The sequence below is a fragment of the Bacillus sp. T33-2 genome, from assembly GCF_002860205.1.
Taxonomy (GTDB): Bacteria; Bacillota; Bacilli; order Bacillales; family Cytobacillaceae; genus T33-2.
On record NZ_PGVB01000005.1, the window covers coordinates 41,230 to 59,494 of the forward strand.

Annotated in this window: 16 protein-coding genes; 6 read left to right on the top strand and 10 right to left on the bottom strand. The window is 44.0% G+C overall.

Annotated elements, in window-relative coordinates:
* Window positions 1–30: 30 nt before the first annotated feature.
* Entirely contained in the window at window positions 31–2,193 is a 2,163-nt protein-coding gene (locus CVD19_RS03755; RefSeq protein WP_101580541.1) for an MMPL family transporter, read from the top strand.
* Window positions 2,194–2,238: 45 nt separating this feature from the next.
* On the opposite strand, the gene CVD19_RS03760 is transcribed toward CVD19_RS03755, so the two are convergent.
* The 6 genes from CVD19_RS03760 to CVD19_RS03785 form a co-directional block, all read right to left on the bottom strand.
* Window positions 2,239–3,090 carry a YihY/virulence factor BrkB family protein gene (locus tag CVD19_RS03760; RefSeq protein ID WP_101580542.1) on the bottom strand — a complete coding sequence of 284 codons (852 nt, stop codon included), beginning with the start codon at window positions 3,088–3,090 and terminating at the stop codon, window positions 2,239–2,241.
* 193 nt (window positions 3,091–3,283) lie between these two features.
* Window positions 3,284–3,436, bottom strand: coding sequence for a hypothetical protein (locus CVD19_RS24510; RefSeq protein WP_180953494.1), 153 nt, complete (start codon window positions 3,434–3,436; stop codon window positions 3,284–3,286).
* Window positions 3,437–3,718: 282 nt separating this feature from the next.
* The gene (locus CVD19_RS03765) at window positions 3,719–4,486 is read right to left on the bottom strand and encodes a 3D domain-containing protein (protein ID WP_101580543.1); all 768 of its coding nucleotides are present in this window, start codon (window positions 4,484–4,486) and stop codon (window positions 3,719–3,721) included.
* Window positions 4,487–4,756: 270 nt separating this feature from the next.
* Complete coding sequence (locus CVD19_RS03770; protein WP_101580544.1) at window positions 4,757–6,562, bottom strand: CocE/NonD family hydrolase; 1,806 nt, start codon at window positions 6,560–6,562, stop codon at window positions 4,757–4,759.
* Between the two features lie 190 nt (window positions 6,563–6,752).
* Complete coding sequence (gene fdhF / locus CVD19_RS03775; RefSeq protein ID WP_308314850.1) at window positions 6,753–8,879, bottom strand: formate dehydrogenase subunit alpha; 2,127 nt, start codon at window positions 8,877–8,879, stop codon at window positions 6,753–6,755.
* A 302-nt stretch (window positions 8,880–9,181) separates the two neighbouring features.
* Window positions 9,182–11,344 (bottom strand): PAS domain-containing protein, encoded by a 2,163-nt coding sequence (locus CVD19_RS03785; protein ID WP_101580547.1) that lies wholly within the window; start codon window positions 11,342–11,344, stop codon window positions 9,182–9,184.
* Between the two features lie 255 nt (window positions 11,345–11,599).
* Between CVD19_RS03785 and yhfH the strand changes: the two genes are divergently transcribed.
* Complete coding sequence (yhfH, locus tag CVD19_RS03790) at window positions 11,600–11,734, top strand: protein YhfH (protein WP_101580548.1); 135 nt, start codon at window positions 11,600–11,602, stop codon at window positions 11,732–11,734.
* A gap of 108 nt (window positions 11,735–11,842) precedes the next feature.
* On the opposite strand, the gene CVD19_RS03795 is transcribed toward yhfH, so the two are convergent.
* A complete protein-coding gene (locus tag CVD19_RS03795) occupies window positions 11,843–13,114 on the bottom strand; it encodes an erythromycin esterase family protein (RefSeq protein ID WP_180953496.1) in 1,272 nt (423 codons plus the stop codon).
* A gap of 145 nt (window positions 13,115–13,259) precedes the next feature.
* Here CVD19_RS03795 and CVD19_RS03800 point away from each other — a divergent pair, with 145 nt between their 5' ends.
* The gene (locus tag CVD19_RS03800) at window positions 13,260–13,445 is read left to right on the top strand and encodes a hypothetical protein (RefSeq protein ID WP_101580550.1); all 186 of its coding nucleotides are present in this window, start codon (window positions 13,260–13,262) and stop codon (window positions 13,443–13,445) included.
* Between the two features lie 14 nt (window positions 13,446–13,459).
* On the top strand, window positions 13,460–13,612 hold the full coding sequence (locus CVD19_RS24515; protein ID WP_180953497.1) for a hypothetical protein: 153 nt from the start codon (window positions 13,460–13,462) through the stop codon (window positions 13,610–13,612).
* 34 nt (window positions 13,613–13,646) lie between these two features.
* On the opposite strand, the gene CVD19_RS03805 is transcribed toward CVD19_RS24515, so the two are convergent.
* A complete protein-coding gene (locus tag CVD19_RS03805) occupies window positions 13,647–14,462 on the bottom strand; it encodes a metallophosphoesterase (protein ID WP_101580551.1) in 816 nt (271 codons plus the stop codon).
* Window positions 14,463–14,512: 50 nt separating this feature from the next.
* The gene (locus tag CVD19_RS03810; protein ID WP_101580552.1) at window positions 14,513–15,103 is read right to left on the bottom strand and encodes a YkoP family protein; all 591 of its coding nucleotides are present in this window, start codon (window positions 15,101–15,103) and stop codon (window positions 14,513–14,515) included.
* A gap of 137 nt (window positions 15,104–15,240) precedes the next feature.
* Between CVD19_RS03810 and CVD19_RS03815 the strand changes: the two genes are divergently transcribed.
* Both CVD19_RS03815 and CVD19_RS03820 read left to right on the top strand, forming a co-directional pair.
* Window positions 15,241–16,350 (top strand): MGDG synthase family glycosyltransferase, encoded by a 1,110-nt coding sequence (locus CVD19_RS03815; RefSeq protein ID WP_180953498.1) that lies wholly within the window; start codon window positions 15,241–15,243, stop codon window positions 16,348–16,350.
* Between the two features lie 461 nt (window positions 16,351–16,811).
* The gene (locus tag CVD19_RS03820) at window positions 16,812–18,041 is read left to right on the top strand and encodes an MFS transporter (RefSeq protein ID WP_101580554.1); all 1,230 of its coding nucleotides are present in this window, start codon (window positions 16,812–16,814) and stop codon (window positions 18,039–18,041) included.
* 38 nt (window positions 18,042–18,079) lie between these two features.
* On the opposite strand, the gene CVD19_RS24520 is transcribed toward CVD19_RS03820, so the two are convergent.
* Window positions 18,080–18,238: a hypothetical protein gene (locus CVD19_RS24520; RefSeq protein WP_180953499.1), complete on the bottom strand. Its 159-nt coding sequence runs from the start codon at window positions 18,236–18,238 to the stop codon at window positions 18,080–18,082.
* Between the last annotated feature and the right edge of the window lie 27 nt (window positions 18,239–18,265).

The following is an 18,265-nucleotide window of genomic DNA, read 5'->3' on the forward strand; positions in this document are numbered from 1 at the left end:
CTGCATGCATTACCTCAAGGGGAGGCCTTTATGAACAAATTAGGCAGATTTATTTTCAAATACAGAAAAACGGTTATTTTCATATGGCTGGCAATCATCGCCTTTTTCGGATTTTTTGCAATGAAGCTGCCCTCAGTTCTGAGTGGAAATGGTTTTGAATTTAACGGTGAATATAAAAAAACAAGGCAAATCATTGACACACAATTTAATGAACCTAAAACGACAATCATTGTCCTGTTTGAGAAAGAGGCAGACATAAATCAACAGGCATGGGAAAAATTCATAAAGGATTCACTCGATAACGCAAAAGATGTAGATAATGTGAACGGCATCATCTCCCCTTTCGAGCAGGAAGGAATGCTAAAAGACCGTACCGCCTATGGAGTCTTAACATTCGAAAAGGAACCCGACCAGATTGGTGAAACAATCGACGGCCTCCGGGAAGCCCTCCAGGATAAAAAAGGATTGAAAGTCTCCATCACAGGAGAACCGGTTATCGTCAAAGATTTGAACCAGGCGAGCCAGGAGGATCTGGCAAAAGCAGAAATGATCGGCCTTCCGATCGCGATGATCGTGCTAGTCCTGGCGTTTGGAAGCCTGGTAGCATCAGGCATTCCATTGCTCATCGGTGTGGTGACGATCCTGACTACCATGGGTGTTGTTTATTTTTTCAGTTACTCTTTCGACTTAACCATCTTCATTTTAAATATCGTCCCGATGATCGGGCTTGCCCTAAGCATCGATTTCGCCCTATTATTTATCAACCGCTTCAAAGAGGAGATGAATAATAAGCCAGTTGGGGAGGCAGTTGCGGCTACTGTTGAAACTGCCGGCCGATCGATCATTTTTTCAGCACTATGTGTATTTATTGGCCTGCTAGGCCTGATGTTTATTCAGATCGATATATTTCAAAATGTGGCACTTGGTGGCATGACGGTTGTTTTTATTTCTGCAGTTTCCGCAATAACCTTCCTGCCGGCCCTCCTTTCCTTGATTGGGAAAAATATTCACGCTTTTACCGTCATAAAAGTAAACAGTGATAAGCCAGGTGCGTGGAGCAGATTCGCCCACTTTGTCATGAAGCGCCCCGCTGCCATGGCAATCATTGCCCTCATATTCCTTGTGACAGGGCTGATCCCGGTTAAGGATATGAATATGACTGTGCCGGGAATAGACGCGCTGCCACCTTCATACAGTTCAAGAATCGCTTATGAAAAATTTGAGGAGGAATTCGTAGATCGGGACAAGAACAACGACAATAAGGTCCCTGTCATCATTCAAACAGATGGTGACGCGCTCGGTGAAGCAGCACTGGAAACAGCCCAAATCATAATAAAAGACATTCAAGAGGATAATCGTGTACATTCTGTAGAGTCTGTATTCTCCGTTACCGGCATGGACGATACCGCCTCTTTCCGGCAGGCTGCATTGGTACCTGACAGTCCTATCGGCCCTGCTGTTGAGCACTTCATCTCGGGCGACAAAATGCTTGTAAATGTCTATTTAACGGCTGGGCTTTCGGCAGAAAAGAAGCATGATTGGGTCCGCAGCCGGGCTGTTGACCGGGAGGAGGCAGCGATTTTTGTCGGCGGCAATGCCAAATTTGAACAGGAAATTTTCGATGAGATCTTCAAGAAGGCACCAAAGGGACTTGCTTTGATATTAATTTCGACATTCCTGATCCTTATGGCAGCATTCAAGTCGGTCCTGATTCCGTTAAAGGCCATTTTAATGAATATCATGAGCCTCAGCGCCACCTTCGGGATTGTCGTCTGGGTGTTCCAGAAAGGCCATTTAGGAGCGGACCCTTCAAGCATCGCCCTCATCCTTCCTGTATTTGTGTTTAGTTTGGTGTTCGGCCTTTCCATGGACTATGAAGTCTTTTTAATTTCGAGGATCCATGAGGTCTATCTGGAAACAAGGAACAATCACTATGCCACATTGAATGGACTTATTTCCACAAGCAAGATCATTACGTCAGCGGCAGCAATCATGATCGTTGTGACAGGCGCCTTTGCTTTCACAGGAGTCATGCCGGTCAAACAAATGGGAGTCGGAATTGCCCTTGCGATTTTCATTGATGCAACGATAATCCGAATGGTCCTTGTCCCATCGTTGATGAAGCTCCTTGGCGACTGTAACTGGTGGTTCTTTGGCATCAAACAAAGCAGCCCCTTAAAAAGTGAAAAATAGCATCAAAAAAATGGATGAATCAAATTCATCCTTTTTTTGGGCGGTTTATCCTTCTTGAGAAAGTACGGGTTTATTATCATATTCTCGGCTTGTTTTCATTTTTTCATTATGGTACACCGCGTTTATTTCGCCACCCAGCACGAGGGCCAGCCCCGTCAGGAAAAGCCAGAGCATCAGGACGATCACTCCGCCCAGGCTCCCGTAAGTCGCTGAGTAATTGCCGAAATGACTGACATAAAAAGAAAACCCGAGTGAGATAAGCTGCCACACAACCGTTGCAAAAACAGCGCCTGGAATTACATGCTTCAACGGATAATGCTTGTTGGGCGCAATGCGGTATAAAGCCGCAAGCACTGTGATCATGACCATTAGGGCAACAAGCCATCTGAGCACTCTGAATAATATCTCCATCCCGGCAGGGATTGGGATGACCTTCTGGACCGTATCCAGAATAACGTCCCCAAAAACGGGCAGTAAAAGCGCAACAATGAGTGCGAATATTAACACGATTGTCATTAAAATTGATACAAGGCGCGCTTTAATAAAAGATCGCGTCTCTTCCACATCGAACGCAATGTTCATCGCACGCATGAAAGCATTCATTCCATTTGATGCTGACCATATCGTACCGATGATCCCAAATGTAAGTAGGCCTCCATTCCGTTCACTGATAATATTCATTACATTTTCCCTCAACACTGATGCAGTTTCCGGGGGCATTACGCTGTTGATAAACCGGACTGCGCGTTCAGGTTCTATATTTAAGTATGGCACGATCGCCAAGAGAAGGATCAGCAACGGAAAAATCGCCAGCATATAGTAGTAAGCCTGCTGTGCAGCGAGGCCCGTTGCCCTGTCTTCTTTCAATTCGCTGATGATTTTTTTCCCGTAACCCATATATTTCTCCTTCAATACAACCACCTCTAATATAGACTGACTTTATAACTGTCTTTTCCCGCCATTAACAAGAGTTAATCTCTAATACGGAAATTTGGAGAGCTGAAAGAGAAGAAATAAATATTTCGATGGTAATGAGGGTCGGTAGAGATTCGATTCAGGGAATGAAAAAAACCCTTGTCGAAAGGGTTTTTTAGCTCGGTTCAGTTTCATCGAGAAAGAGGCGGGTAACATTTGTAGTGTCGCCCTTTTGGCGGTCCTTTTTTGCTGCATCTTCATTTATACCTTCTGCTCCGTCAATTCCCGGAGCAAGGGAAGGCCCCTTATTGTCCTGCTTTTTTTCCATTATCAATCAGCTCCTCACACTGTCTAAATGTAACTGTCATCAAGTCTGGCATGACAATGCCTCTTTTCAATGAATATATCTTGCACAAACATTCTGCAAAAAATACCTTTTCCCTTTAAACACTGGCAAGGCGCGGTTTACCCTTTGTTAGTCGTTTTAACTTAAAATTTTGGGTTTGAGCCCTGTTTATGACGGGAACGTGGTAAATACACGGGAACGACAGGAAATGTGAAATAGAAAAAGCTGCTTCTATTGGAAGCAGCCAAAAATATATCTGGAATGTTAATTAATGATTGTTACTTTAACTTGTTTTCTTCCCCATTGGAGAGCACTGTTTTGATCAGGAATGAATACATCTATTCGGTTGCCTTTAATTGCCCCGCCTGTATCTGAAGCTGTTGCATAACCATAGCCTTCAACATAAACCTTTGATCCAAGAGGTATGACGGAAGGGTCGACAGCGATCACTTTTGCGTCTGGATTGGACCTTAAATCCACCCCAGTAGCCGTAATGCCCGAGCAGCCTCCACAATAAGCAGTGTACGCAGTCGCCTCTACAGTAAAAGATTGATTCCCGGCAGGCGGTGCAGCTGCCTGCGCGGCAGCTGCAGGCTGAGCCGCAGCAGGAGTGCTCTGTACTGGAGCCTGTCCTTGCGGCTGTGTGCTTGCAGCTTCAACCTTCATTTCGTCTGGCATTGCTGTATATAAAACCAGCTGCATACCAGGTTTGATTAAATCGGTTCCTAATTTATTCCATAGCTTAAGATCTTCCACCGTCACTCCGTAGACCTTCGCAATATTCCAAAGAGTATCTCCTTGGCGGACCTGTACATATTTTACAGGTGAAACTTGCAGGCGGTCATTCGGATGAATCGTATCGTTTGATAGATTATTCCATTCTTTTATTGATTCTACTGATACGCCGTATTGTTTTGATATCCCCCAAAGAGTATCTCCTTTATGTACGACGATCTCCTCTGCCTGCGCATTCGCCCCGGCAGCTCCAGAAATGGCCGCGACAGCAACCAATGATAATATAGATTTTCTCATTTGTTTGCCTCCTATCGGCTTTTTTTATCACGTGGATTATCGTAACATAGATTTCTCCAGGAAAAAGAACAGTAAGATAATAAATAGATTACGAGATTAACAGTAATATAACGAGAATATGTCATGTTGACAGAAAATTCATTATTTCGATATACTTTTACCTTATTATGAGGAAATTCGGCATAAAATTACAGTCGAGAAAAAGTAAAAGTAAATTTTGGAAGAACAGTCAAAAAAAGACCTTTTCCGCTTGGAAAAGGTCTTTTATCCTTATGGTAAGGCCGGGACGACGATTGAAGAAGGATGGTTTGCATCGTGCAATATCGTCACTGTTCCTCCTGCCTGCTTGCCTAATTGAGGAAGCGGCGATATGGCGTGTGGGAAATCACTTGGCCCGACCGCAACCCTCAGCTTGTGTCCTTTCTTAATCACAGCATTTGTCGGGAAGATTTCGATGTTAAGCTTCATTGGCATTCCCGGCACTACTTCCTCAACCGATTCAGCGGTAAATGGATGCCATGGCTGAATAATTTCTCCGTCAAGGTACCTGGTTTTGCTTTTATCCAGCTTTCTGAAAGATGCTGCAAGCCAGCCTGCAGTGAGTTCTGTTGACGTTCCGTCAGGTGCAACGTCTGTAACTCTTACTGACACAACCGCTTCTTTCGCGGTAGTCGAGATAAACAGCTCTGCCCCTATCGGTCCACTGATATGAAAGTCTGTTTCGAATGGTTTCGAGGTATAAGTTACCTCCGTCAGTTCGGTCAGCCGGTTGTCTTTTTTGCAGGGCAATGCATCCATGGCGCCAGCCAGCCACTGGTTGGTGCTCCCTGAGCAGATTCCGTTTACTGGATGCTGGGGCATTAAATCTCCTGGCTCTGTAGATGATGGTTTCTCCTCGCTGAGCTTTCCCTGTCTGTTCAGATACCATTTACTAGCACGCGCGCCAGGCTGCGGATAATCTGCCTGTACTTTAAAATGTCCATCACCAAGTACGTACTGAGTCACTTTCGGAATCTTGTCAACCCTTGTATTCATTCCTTTTAAATAGTGGTCGAACCAGCGAAGCGCTATCTGGTCGAGTGGAGGGACTCCGTCGTGTGGAAGGCCCGAGCCATAATCACCATGCGTCCAGTTGCCCATCAAAAGCTTTGCATTTACGTTCTTTTTTAGCTTTTCGTAAAGCAATGGCTCACCGCGCTGGAAAATGTCATGAAGGCCTCCTGTGATAAAGGCAGGCACTCGGATCCTGTCAGCCGAGAAATACGGGGATCGCGTTTGCCAGCCTTTTCCATCATAAGCCAGGTCTCCCCCTGTCAGCAGAGTTGATAATGTATTAATCGGAAAGCCTGTCGTGGCACCGGCATGGCCCAAGAGCACAGTCGATGCAGTTAACGGCTCGGAAAGGGTATAAGTCGGCGGAAGAAGCCCTGAAGATGTGACAAGGCCGAGCCATGTCGGAATGAAGCCGGTATTCATCATCCCGCCTGACATCAGTATATCCCGGTAAACATCCGCCATCGGAACAATCGGAAATATTGCTTTTAAGGCAGGAGGCTGCTGGGCTGCAGTCAGAAGCTGATTGATGGCCATATATGAGGCTCCCCACAGGCCGACGCTGCCGTCGCTCCATGGCTGGGAGGCTGCCCACGCGACCAGCTCATAGCCATCTTTTTGCTCAGCCTCGCCAAATGAATCCCAGCTCCCTTGCGATCCGCCGGTTCCCCTCACATCAGCCACGACATGAACGTAACCTCTTTTGACAAGGTATTCATTTGGTGCCCCCAGAGACGAATTTTTATTGTATGGCGTCTGAGTCAGGATCACTGGGTATTTGCCCGGAGCATCCGGCCGGTAAACATTCGCCACAAGCTTTGTGCCGTCCCTCATCGTAATAAAGACATCCTCATCCGTCATGACCCCAAATTGTTCGGGACGGTCATATTGGGTCCATTGGGGAAGAGCCGCTGCCTTTGCGCCGCCCTTCTCACCTTCAGTTAAGATACCTCCAAAAAATGTAAGCGGAATCATTAAAATCATCACTAAAGAAAGCGTGAAAGTTTTTAGCCATTTCGACACATTTAGTCACCTCGATTACATATTTACCCCATCCTACCCCACTATGTTTCGGATTTAAATAGAGAAACGGTTGTATTTTTATACTACCAAGGTAATATTTTATGATATTTGTTGCTATCACCAAGACTTTATCCAGAAATAGAAACACCCGCCTTTGTTGGCGGGCTGTTCCTTAGTCATTGTTGACCTCCTAATGCACAGGCTCAATTCTTACTGCACACGCTTTAAATTCTGCAGTGCCGGAAATGGGGTCATATTCATTGATGGTAAGAATATTCGTTGGCACTTCCCTCCAGTGAAAGCTCATGAAAACAAGGCCCGGGACCACCTGTTCAGTTATTTTTGCAGCCACCTCCAACGAACCGCGTCTTGAACTCACCCGTACCTTTTCACCATCTGCAATTCCAAGCTTTATGGCATCATCCGGATGGATATCGACCGTTTCTTCTTTTTGCTTTATTTTCACCCCGTCTGCGTAATGCCGGGTCTGGGTATGGGTATTATAGGATTCGTAACGGCGGCCTGTTGTCAATATAAAAGGATAATGGTCATCAGGTGTTTCAATGGGCGGTGTATAGCTGACAGGCACAAAGGTGGATTTAATTGTTGCTGCCACATCACCATGGAATCTTTCGTGCAATATTTTCGTTCCCGGGTGTGATTCATCGGGGCAGGGGTAATGAATACCATATTCCAGTTCAAGCCTCTCATATGAAATTCCGCCGTACATTTCCCATGCCAGCTTTCGCACCTCATCCCATATATCCTGGCCCGTTTCATAGTGCATGTCATACCCCAGCCTTCCTGACAGCTCACAAAGAATTGCCCAGTCTTCATTCGTATTTGGATGGGGTTCAACAGCTTTACGTACCCGCTGTACCCGCCGGTCGGTATTCGTATAGGTCCCTTCAACCTCTGCCCATGACCTTGCAGGCAGTACAACGTCCGCCATTTCTGCAGTTTCCGTCATAAAAATATCCTGGACTATCAACAAATCAAGATTTGCCAGCAGTTTTTTCGTATCGTTCATATGGACGTCAGCCAAAAGCGGGTTTTCCCCGATCACATAAAGCGCCTTGACGTCCCCTGCCTCCAGCCGTTCAAAGGTTCGTGTCTGTGTATCACCGATTTTACTGTTTAATTCGATCATCCAGGCATCTTCGAAACGCTTCCTGTAACTGGCATCGGCAAGGCTCCCTGCTCCTGTCAATTGATTCGGCAGGCAACCCATGTCACCAGCACCCTGGACATTATTTTGTCCGCGCAGCGGCATGATCCCGCTTCCCTTTTTGCCTATTTGCCCTGTCAGTAAAGCCAAATTGGCAATATCAAACACATTGTTTACACCGCAATGATGCTCAGTAATTCCGAGTGTGTAGGCGATCATCGCTCTTTGTGCACCGGCATATTCCCGTGCTGTCCGGATAATATCCCCGGCCGGGACTCCGGTAATTTGCGCCACGTATTCTGGTGTATATTGATGGACGCGGTGTTTTAACGCAATAAAATCATTTGTATGCTGCAAAATAAAATCTTCCTTGTATAAGCCTTCATCGATGACGACATGAATGATCGCATTGATGAGGGCGATATCTGAGCCGACCTGGATTTGCAGATGGCGGTGTGAAGATTTGACGATGTCGATTTTCCTCGGATCAACCACAATCAGCTTTAAGCCCGATTTGGCCGCTTTCTTGATTTTATTCCCGATAATCGGATGCGCCTCTGTAGTGTTTGAACCCATAAGAAGCAAAACCTCTGCTTCTTCTATATCGTCAAGTGTGTTTGTTGGTGAACCGCTTCCGAAAACAGTTGCCAGACCGGCAACGCTGGGTGCGTGTCAAGTTCGGTTGCAGCCATCTATATTATTGCTGCCGATTGCTGCCCTCATAAATTTTTGGGTAATGTAGTTGGATTCGTTCGTTGTTCTGGCACAGGCAAACATCGAGATGGCATCCGGTCCAAAATTGGATTTAATTTCGCCTAGGCGTCCTGCAATATAGGAAAAAGCTTCTTCCCATGTCGTTTCTATCAGTTTGCCTGCCTTCCTGATCAGAGGAGATTTCAGCCTTTCTTCCGAATGGACATATGTATACGCAAAAGCCCCTTTTACGCAGGTTTGGCCTTTATTGACCGGTGCTCCCTTATCCCCCCTGATTTTAATGATTTTATTGTCTTTTACCTCAAGTATCAATCCGCAGCCCGTTCCGCAATACCCGCAAACGGTCCTTACCTGGCTTACTGCCACCATATTTCTCCCCCCGGAACATAATAATATAAAATAGATAGAGCTTGCTATATTATCATCATAGTCCATTAGATATAAGGGTTTTTCAAAAGTTTATAACAATTATCGGACACTTTTGATTGTGCAAACTATTTGTTAGTAGCATTTTTCCAGCCTGCATTATAGCCTTGATCCAAACATTCCGGTTATAAAGAAAACTCGCCATTGGCGAGCCTTAAGGCTAAGACAAAGGCGTAGTTGCATTATACTTTGTTCCTAAAATTGGCCCCTACATCGAGTTGTCTTCCTTGCTGCCAATTTATACTTTCGTAAAGTATAAAGAAAAGGCCAGGTTCGCATGGGCAAACCTGGCCTTAATAACACAATGATCCTTATGCTGTTTTTGCCGGCAGCAGGATTTTAAAGGTTGTTCCTTTGTTTTGTTCCGATTCTATATAGACTTTGCCATTATGGCTTTCTATTATTTTAAAACTTACCATGAGGCCAAGGCCGTTTCCGTTTTTCTTGGTTGTATAAAAAGGCTCCCCGATTTTCTTCAGCGTCTCCGGAGAGATTCCAACACCGGTGTCCTGTATCGAGATAAGTACATTGTTATCGTTGACAACTGCCCTCACGAATAGGTCACCGCCGTTTGGCATTGCTTCAATTCCATTCTTGATAAAATTCAAGAATACCTGCTTTAGCCTGTTCTCGTCACACTCTATCTGGATGATTTCGGCATCCGCATCAAAATGCAGTTTTACGCTTCTTTTCCTTGCTTCGAATTCGAGAAGAGATACGACATTTTTCATCAACGGAATGATATTTTTTTCTTGCAGCTCGACTGCCTTTGGCTTGGCCAGCAGCATAAATTCTTCTACGATATTGTTGACCCTGTCGATCTCATCAAGAATGATATCGATAAATTCTTTGCGTTGCGGATCTTCTTCATCCAGCTGCAGGAATTCAGCGTATCCTTTCATGGATGTTAGCGGATTGCGGATTTCATGGGCAACACCCGCGGCGAGTTGGCCGACCGCGGCAAGCTTATCCTGGCGGTGGAGGAGCTCCTCCGACTTTTTCCGCTCAGTGATATCATTTCTGATCGCCAAGTACTGGTATGGCTTGCCCCGTTCATTCAGGAATGGAACAATCGTTGTATCAACCCAGTAAAACGTTCCGTCCTTAGCTTTGTTTCGGATTTCCCCTTTCCAGACTATTCCCTGGCCTATTGTTTTCCACAGGTTTTTGAAAAATTCCCTGGAGTGGAATCCGGAGTTAACAATGCTGTGGTCTTTTCCGATCAATTCTTCACGATCATATTTCGAAATCTCGCAAAATTTATCATTCACACTCTTGATAATGCCTTTTTCATCAGTGAAAGCGACAATTGACGACTGATCTAGCGCAAAATTGATGTCACTTACTTCCTTCAATGTTTGCTTCAAACTCGCCTCTGCTGACTTGCGGTTTGTGATATCATTCCGGATGGCAACATATTGATATGGTTTTCCTTTGTTATTCAGGAAAGGAACGATTGTCGTATCCACCCAATATAGGGTACCATCCTTAGCCCTGTTGCAGATTTCACCTTGCCAGACATTTCCCTTCCCGATCGTCCTCCACATAGCCTTGAAAAATTCTTTCGGATGAATACCGGAATTTAAAATCACGTGATTCTGTCCGATCAACTCATGTTCGCCATATTTGGAGATTTCAACAAATTTATCGTTTACGTACGTTATTGTGCCTTTCGGATCCGTTATCGCAACAATCGTGGAGACGTCAAGCGCATCTTTGATGTCTTTTAAATTAGTATCACTAACAGCAAGCCGTTTGCTCACCAGCGCGCTGGATGCTATCAGTCCGGCAAGAATGAGGACAGAAATAAACAGAATGAAATAGCTAATCAATGATTCTGGAATGCTGACCAGTGCCGCCCGTTCTTGTTCAATTAGATATAGCGAGGAAGCCTTTGTCAGGAGAACATGGCCCTCGACGATTGCGCCAGTGACTATGAGGGCGCATAGCGGCTTTAGCCAGGCATGGCTTTCCATAGAGAAGTTTGCGGAGTAAAACATCATCCAGAATGAAAAGAAAAATGACCCAAAAACAAGCAGTAACGTCACCGCCAAAATAAATGGCTGATAGTTAAAGCCTAAGTTCATTGAATACATTCCGATGACATGTACAGACAAAACAGCAAGAGTCATGCATAAGCTGCTTGCTGATAAATTGGCAGTTTTAATCTTTTTGGCTGTCAAAATATAAAAAGCCATGCCGGTAAAAGTAATGCCCAAAATGATAGAGAGCAGTATAATTGGCATCTGATATGATGCTGAAATATTCTCTCTGATGGCGAGCATTCCAAAAAAGTTCATTACCCATATACCGATCCCAAGTGAGAAAATGCCACCCAGGAACAAAAATCTTTTATTTCTATCCGACGTTTTGATAAGTGTAAATAAGTCAAGGGCAGTATAGGATGACATGATGGTTAATATTACAGCAACAAATAGTAAAACTGGGTTGAACGACGGTTCGAAGTTTCCCATGTTTAGCATCATTCTCCCTAAAATAAATGTTTTCAGTATGATTGTAAGTGAGACCCAGAAAGAATGAAAGAAAAAAATATTTAATTTGTAACATTTTTGTCACTTTTATATATTGACAAAATCACCAATTTGAAAGAATCCCAGATTTAAAAATTTATAAAATTTCAAAAAAAGCCTTCACAAAATAAATGTTTACGTTTATACTGTACTATAACAGGTTATATTAAAATAAATTGTATTATAAAAGGAGGAACAATGATGATGAGTCCGGTAGAATTTTTCCGTCGTTTGCCAAACAAGGAGTGCCCCCAGTGTGGTGAAAGGATACATGAGCAAGCTGAATCGTATTTGATGGAATGTGACCGCTGTCTGTCCAAAAAAGAGGAGTAGACATATACAGTTGGCGGTGGAATGTCGGCTGAAGGAGATATTAGGGCACATAACAAAACAGAACCCGGCCGCCTACGGGTTCTGTTTTTGTCCAGAAAAATACGTTATTTATACATCCACAAATTCAGGAAGCTTCGTTAGTGTGAGTGGAGTAAGTGCATTTGTTTCTTCGACATATATGAAGGCATCATACCGATTCGACATCCTCGAAGGAACATAATTGCCCAGATGCTCAATTTCAGGATTATAAACCACTCCAATAGCCCTGTGGCCATAAACAGCTTCAAAGTCCCTCCTGTTTTCATCAGTGAAAAACAGTATTTTATTGAACGGGCCGGACTTGTGCATTAAGTCCTCCCAGCTTCCAGCCTCAGCAGCAGGTACTGTCATTTTCTCAATCCGCTCACCCCATTTACGCGCTGCTATGACAGATCCATGATGTGTTCCAAAACCAACCGCATACACTTCTTTTTCATTGTGTTTTTCACGCAATAATTGACCGACATTCACAAGCCCCTGTTCCCTCATATCCGTCGCCCTCGCATCCCCGACATGGGTATTATGCTCCCACACGATCGCCTTTGCACCACTGCCGTGATGGGCCATTATTTTCTCCAGGGCATCAACCATGTGATGGTCCCGTATGTTCCAGTCGTCAGGCCCTCCCAATACCATTGCTCGATAATATCTTTCTGCATTAAGCATCACCAGGCTGTTAACCTCCACATTCAGCGCAGCTTCTTCTGCATCAGTATATTCGTGCCTGTTCTGCCTGGTTTTGACAAGTAAGTTGACAATCTGTTCTGTGCAATCTTCTCCATAAAAAGAAGCAGAAATGCCGTAATTTTCCGGACGGCGGTGGAACGGCTCGAAACAATCAATAGCTTTCTTCGCCGCTTCTACATCCTCAGGGGATATTTTTTCGAGCTGCTTCACCATTTGTTCCATGCTTTCCCACAGGCTGTATACATCGATTCCGTAGAATCCTGTTCTCCTGCCGGTCTTTTTGTTATGACTTGCGATCCACTCAGTGAATTCCGCAATCTCCTCGTTGGCCCACATCCATGTTGGCCAGCGGTTAAATTGCTGTAAAGCTTCCTTTGCTGTTGTATTGTCATACCCTTTGACAAAACGGTTGACCGCAAAGCAAGAAGGCCAGTCTCCTTCTACAGCGATGAAGGAAAAGCCTTTTTCCTCAATCAATCTTTTTGAGAGTTCTGCCCTCAACGTATAAAATTCGGAAGTACCGTGGGAGGCTTCCCCCAGCAGTACATACTTGGCGCCACCGACAGCGGCAACTATCGCGTCCAGGTCTTCGCTTGTTTCGAGGCGAATGGCCTGCTCTTTAATTTTTGTAATCGTCCTATCTTGAATCAGCATCATGCACCCTCCTTCCTTGTTATATGATACCCACAGCCCATAATAGGACGCTTGGAAATATTTAGTTTTGTGGATACTTACCATGAATTGTTCCGCATATCGCTGTTGTTAATAGCTAAGCATACTGTTAAAAGGAGTTGCTATCATGAAGGAAAAAAACGAATATGTAACATACGCACCTAGGGAGCAAGTTTTGACTGTCCAAAACGGCGGCGTATATCCGAACCTTAAAAATATACCTGGTGATTCAGTATCTGAACATAAAGATATGGAAATGGCCAATGCGATTCTTACTGGCGAAGAAATAAAGCAGCAAAACGAAAATCTTTGACAGGGGGTAAAAGCTTGGAAAATAAACGGAAATTCACCGTTGTCGGAACTGACATTGAAGAAGTAAAGCGGCAAAACGCGGCATCCGGCTTGTCTTATAATGAAGTGAAAGAAATGCTTGCAAGGGATTTCCTCGCCAAGAATGGTGCAGGGAACAAGCAAAATTAAAAAAATACCAGGATGTCTATCCTGGTATTGCGTGCTACGAAATGTGGTGGTAAGTTATCTCCGGACGGCTTCCCACCCTTATATTGACCCCGGTCTGCCCAAGGCCCTCACTGATATAAAAAGGTTTCCCATGATGGCTGTGCAGACCCTTCACCATTTTCATGCGGACCAGTTTTCCCATTTTAATAAGATGATAGGGTTTCGGCCAATGGATCTGGCCGCCATGGAAATGGCCGGACAAAAGATAATCATAATGATGGTCCTTCATATCCAGGACTATATTTGGATCATGTGTCAAAACAAGGTTGTATCCCTCCGGCAGCTGTGCATATGCCTTTTCAATATCACTGCGGTTTGTGCTGTAATCATCAATTCCGATGATGTTAAGCCTGTCCACGCCGTCAATAATGCTGGCATGTTCGTTTTGAAGAGTGCGGCAGCCGTTTTCCTCGAGGGCTTCCTTCAGCCTTTCAAAATTTTTGCCCTTTAAAATATAATCATGGTTGCCAAACACAGCATAAATACCTAAACGGGGGTTGATTTTTTGCAGAACTTTTAAATAGGGTACGAGTTTTGGAATGGTTCTTTTACGGTCAAGATAATCACCTGTCAACGCAATTAAATCTACCGGCCGCTTCGCAGCCATCGTGTATAACTGCTCAGGAGTCACAGAAATGTTTTCCAGGTGCAGGTCAGACAGATGGAGGATATTCAGGTTTACTTTAGATGCCTCTCTGTTACAAGCCAGGCTGATCGTGTTGACCACTACCTCTTTTGTGTTTTTGTTAGCTTTATAGAATAGGAATGCAAAATATAGTGTAAATCCAGCAATAAAAATGATTTTGAACATAAATAAATCCCCTCCCATCTATCGAGTATAGCCGGGATAGGGACAAAGACCTAGTGGGAGTTGCTGGCAAGTTTTCCGGCAGTTAAATACGTAGAAATCAGCTTCTCCTTTGACATCATTAAATATACTGGTTTCTGTTTCTTTATTCTCTCAAACGAGAACGAGGAAGCGGATAGACAGTAGATTGGAATCTGAGTCAAATGTTTCATTGTCCGGTACAAGCTGTTCTTTGGCTCATGGCTTTCAAATCCAAGCTTGCTGTATCCTTTGTTCAACAGCGTTATCCCGACCACTCCTTTGATTCTGTCTTTTTCTGGGTGAGTATTGATATAATCAGCCAGCAGCGGCATCGACTCCACTACTTTCCTAATGATAACCTTCGCTTTCTTTACCTGATTTTCTGTCTTTTGCATTTCCCTTAAAAGCCGGACATTGTGCAAATGAATTTTTAAAAGCACATCATTATGGAAAATGCAGGTACCATCTGAAAGTACGACATCCGCACCTTTGTACTTTGTCAGCCGCACCCTGAAAACCGCTTTCCCGCTTTGCTCAGTTTCAATGTATTTCAGCCGGGTCAAAAAATAATAAACGGGATCCACAACCCGCCAAAAAGACAACAATGATAAACGAAAAAACATCCTATGTTCCCCCTTCGTAATTTTACATGATTAGGATGAACAATCCGCCTGATTTTTAAGTTGGAAATCAAAGGTTTTCTATCACGTGAATGGAAAAGTCCAAACCTTTAAATACTAATGTCAAAAAGGTGTATATCATGAAGAAGGTTCTATTATTACCTTTTCTGCAAATGTCATCCGGCCATCATCAGGTTGCCGACTCTCTCGCAGAAATAATTCAGGAATTAAATGAATCCATAGCGTGTGTAAAAACGGACATCCTTTCTTACAGGTTTGGCCCGGGAGAAAAGTTTGTTACAAATTTATATCTATATTTAATCAGAAATTATCCTTTTTTTTACAGCAGGCTTTATAAAGGAAAAGCATGCAAAGCCCATAAAGATATAAACAGGCATATTTCTTATGACTTTCTGTTTTTGGGAAGTATGGAACACTTGCTGGAAAAAGAAAAACCCGATGTGATCGTGTGTACTCATTCCCTTCCTTCTTATCTCGTTAACAGGATGAAACAGAAGAACAGGCTGGATATCCCCGTAATCAATGCCTATACAGATTATTTTATTAATTCTGTTTGGGGGATCAGCCATGTAGACTATCACTTTACCGCCAGCAACGGGATGAAACAATACTTGATGGAACACGGAATCAGCCCCCAACGTATTTATAATACCGGAATACCCGTCCATCCAAAGTTTGTTGGCGGCAGCAGCAAAAAAGCAGTTAAAGAAGGTTTTAATGTGCTTGTTGCCGGGGGCAATCTTGGAATTGGTGCGGTCGAACAGATTGCTGGGAATAATGATATTTCTGGCAGAATCAATTACTTTGTTTTATGCGGCAGGAATAAAGAACTTTACACGAGATTAAAACTTTTAAATAACCCTTTCATAAGGGCAGTCCGTTATATTTCTTGCCGGAAAGAAATGGAGAGGCTGTACAGGGACATGGATTTAGTGCTTACAAAACCCGGGGGAGTAACGATAAGCGAATGCTTGAAGATGAAGCTTCCGATATATCTTTTGGACCCGCTTCCGGGACAGGAAGAAATGAACCGGCTCTACCTGCATGAAACCGGTTTGGCTGTGAACGCGGCTTACCCTCGCTGCAGGCGGTCCGTGGAAGAATCACTGCTTGCTTTTCTTGATGACATGGAAGCAAAAGATAAGCACCAGAAGAGAATTGATCAATTTTTGGACGAGCAGGAAGATGTAAAGGCAGTTATAAAGAAAATATTGGCTCATAATGAATAAATCGTTTTAAGGGTATCATTAACGGGTATAGGATAATTCAAGCCAATACTATTAAGGAGGGCACTGGGAAGCGATGAAAATCTTAACAGCATCTTCGAATTTTGTATTTGGCTCTGCCTTAGAAGGAGGATTTGTCTTTCTGAGGAAAGGAACGTTGTCACCTAAACGCTGTATTACTTGCGGGAGACTCAAATAAAGAAACTCCTGTTCATTGGTCATATTTATTGGACGAAAACGGTGCAGCCGCCTTAGGCTGCACTTTTTTCATGTGGAGAAAATTGATTAGTAAAAAAAATTGAATAGGAAGACATATGTTCTCACTTGAGAACGCATGATAAAACACCTGTTTTTGCCCGCTACTATTGCCTTTGGATAACCGGCAACGTACAATCCATATCGTTGGTTTTTTTCCGGATGAATGGAATCCTCCGCGTGTGAAAATTGAAAGGAGATACAACTGCTTGAAATATACCGAAAATGAACGGTTAAGTTTTTATAACGGCATGGCGTCCACGGTGTCCAGTACCATGGTGAATGGTTACATTCCTTTGTTTGCTCTTGGTGTATTAGGTGCCAGCAACCAGCAGATGGGGCTGATCACTTCGCTGCCATCAATCATCAGCATGCTTGCTTTAATTCCTGGCGCAATTTGGCTTAACCGTACCCATAGCAAAAGGAATTTCGCAGTACTGTCAACCCTTGCAACAAGGGTGTTATTCATGCTCATATTCTTTATCCCTTTTTTGCCAGCCGGATTGGCCACCTGGACGCTCGTCATTTTGATTGCGGTATTGAATTTCCCGGGAGCCCTCTCCGGCCTGTCATGGCAGTCTATGATTGGCGACCTGGTGCCTGAAAAAAGAAGGGGACAATTTTTCAGTACAAGAAACAGGCTAAACACCATTATGGCAATGGCAGTCACATTTGCTACAGGGTTTTTCCTTCAGCAGTTCGATAAGGAAAGTGCTTTTCCATATCAAATCCTGTTAGCTGCCGGATTAGTGTTCGCCCTGGCCGAAGTCTACTTTTTGATGAAACATAATGAACCGAAACAGGACATTGTAACACCATATGTAGTCTCAAAACCACCGAGAACCTACTCAATGGCGGTATTTAAATATAAACCGTTCCTGGCCTTCTTGATTTGCGGATTACTGTTTAATTTTGCAGCGCAGATGGCCTGGTCGTTATTCAGCATCTACCAAATTAAAGAAGCAGGTGCTACAGCGCTCTGGCTGAGCATGTTTTCAGTAACAAACCAGCTTGCGCAGATTGTCAGCATCAAGTGGTGGGCAAAAACAGCTGACCGGCATGGCAACAGTCTTGTTTTATCCCTCGCTGCAGCAGGAATGGCGACTGCACCATTGTTGACGATTCTTTCAACCAACCTTTTTTACCTTACTGCGATCAACCTGTGGATCGGACTATTTGTATCCGGCACTAACCTGCTGTTGTTCAACCAGTTACTTAAAGCATCACCTGACAGGGACAGGACAGCTTATATCGCAAATTACAATTTCCTGCTGTCTTTCATCGGTTTTATTGCCCCTCAATTCGGGGTGTTCCTGCTTGACAGCTTTGGCATGGGATCTGCCATGGGCATTACGACAATTGTTCGATTTGTCGCTGCACTGTCGTTTTTAGTGGTCGCCCTGAAGTTCGAAAAAAAGCAAATTTACCAGACAGCATAAAAAGTATGAAAAAGTTGTCGTTAGCGACAACTTTTTCATTATAGATCCGTCCGTTTTCCAGGCTCATCTTTTCCATTCGTGTCATTCCCTGTACTTGCCGTATAGCCGGCACGGTACGAGAAATTCCTTTCCCCTCGAAGTGCGTGCGGCATCTTGTATTGCTCCTCATTACTCTGGAATTCACCTTTTTCAGGCATATCATGTCCTCCTTTAACAACTTGCAT

Bases quoted from the DNA above. Each gene is read 5' to 3' on its own strand.
- CVD19_RS03765 (WP_101580543.1), bottom strand. From the start codon at position 4,486: ATGAGAAAATCTATATTATCATTGGTTGCTGTCGCGGCCATTTCTGGA.
- yhfH (WP_101580548.1), top strand. From the start codon at position 11,600: ATGATGATGAGTCCGGTAGAATTTTTCCGTCGTTTGCCAAACAAGGAG.
- CVD19_RS03795 (WP_180953496.1), bottom strand. From the start codon at position 13,114: ATGCTGATTCAAGATAGGACGATTACAAAAATTAAAGAGCAGGCCATT.
- CVD19_RS03785 (WP_101580547.1), bottom strand. From the start codon at position 11,344: ATGGGAAACTTCGAACCGTCGTTCAACCCAGTTTTACTATTTGTTGCT.
- CVD19_RS03760 (WP_101580542.1), bottom strand. From the start codon at position 3,090: ATGGGTTACGGGAAAAAAATCATCAGCGAATTGAAAGAAGACAGGGCA.
- CVD19_RS03805 (WP_101580551.1), bottom strand. From the start codon at position 14,462: ATGTTCAAAATCATTTTTATTGCTGGATTTACACTATATTTTGCATTC.
- CVD19_RS24510 (WP_180953494.1), bottom strand. From the start codon at position 3,436: ATGGAAAAAAAGCAGGACAATAAGGGGCCTTCCCTTGCTCCGGGAATT.
- CVD19_RS24520 (WP_180953499.1), bottom strand. From the start codon at position 18,238: ATGCCTGAAAAAGGTGAATTCCAGAGTAATGAGGAGCAATACAAGATG.
- CVD19_RS03755 (WP_101580541.1), top strand. From the start codon at position 31: ATGAACAAATTAGGCAGATTTATTTTCAAATACAGAAAAACGGTTATT.
- CVD19_RS03800 (WP_101580550.1), top strand. From the start codon at position 13,260: ATGAAGGAAAAAAACGAATATGTAACATACGCACCTAGGGAGCAAGTT.
- CVD19_RS03810 (WP_101580552.1), bottom strand. From the start codon at position 15,103: ATGTTTTTTCGTTTATCATTGTTGTCTTTTTGGCGGGTTGTGGATCCC.
- CVD19_RS03815 (WP_180953498.1), top strand. From the start codon at position 15,241: ATGAAGAAGGTTCTATTATTACCTTTTCTGCAAATGTCATCCGGCCAT.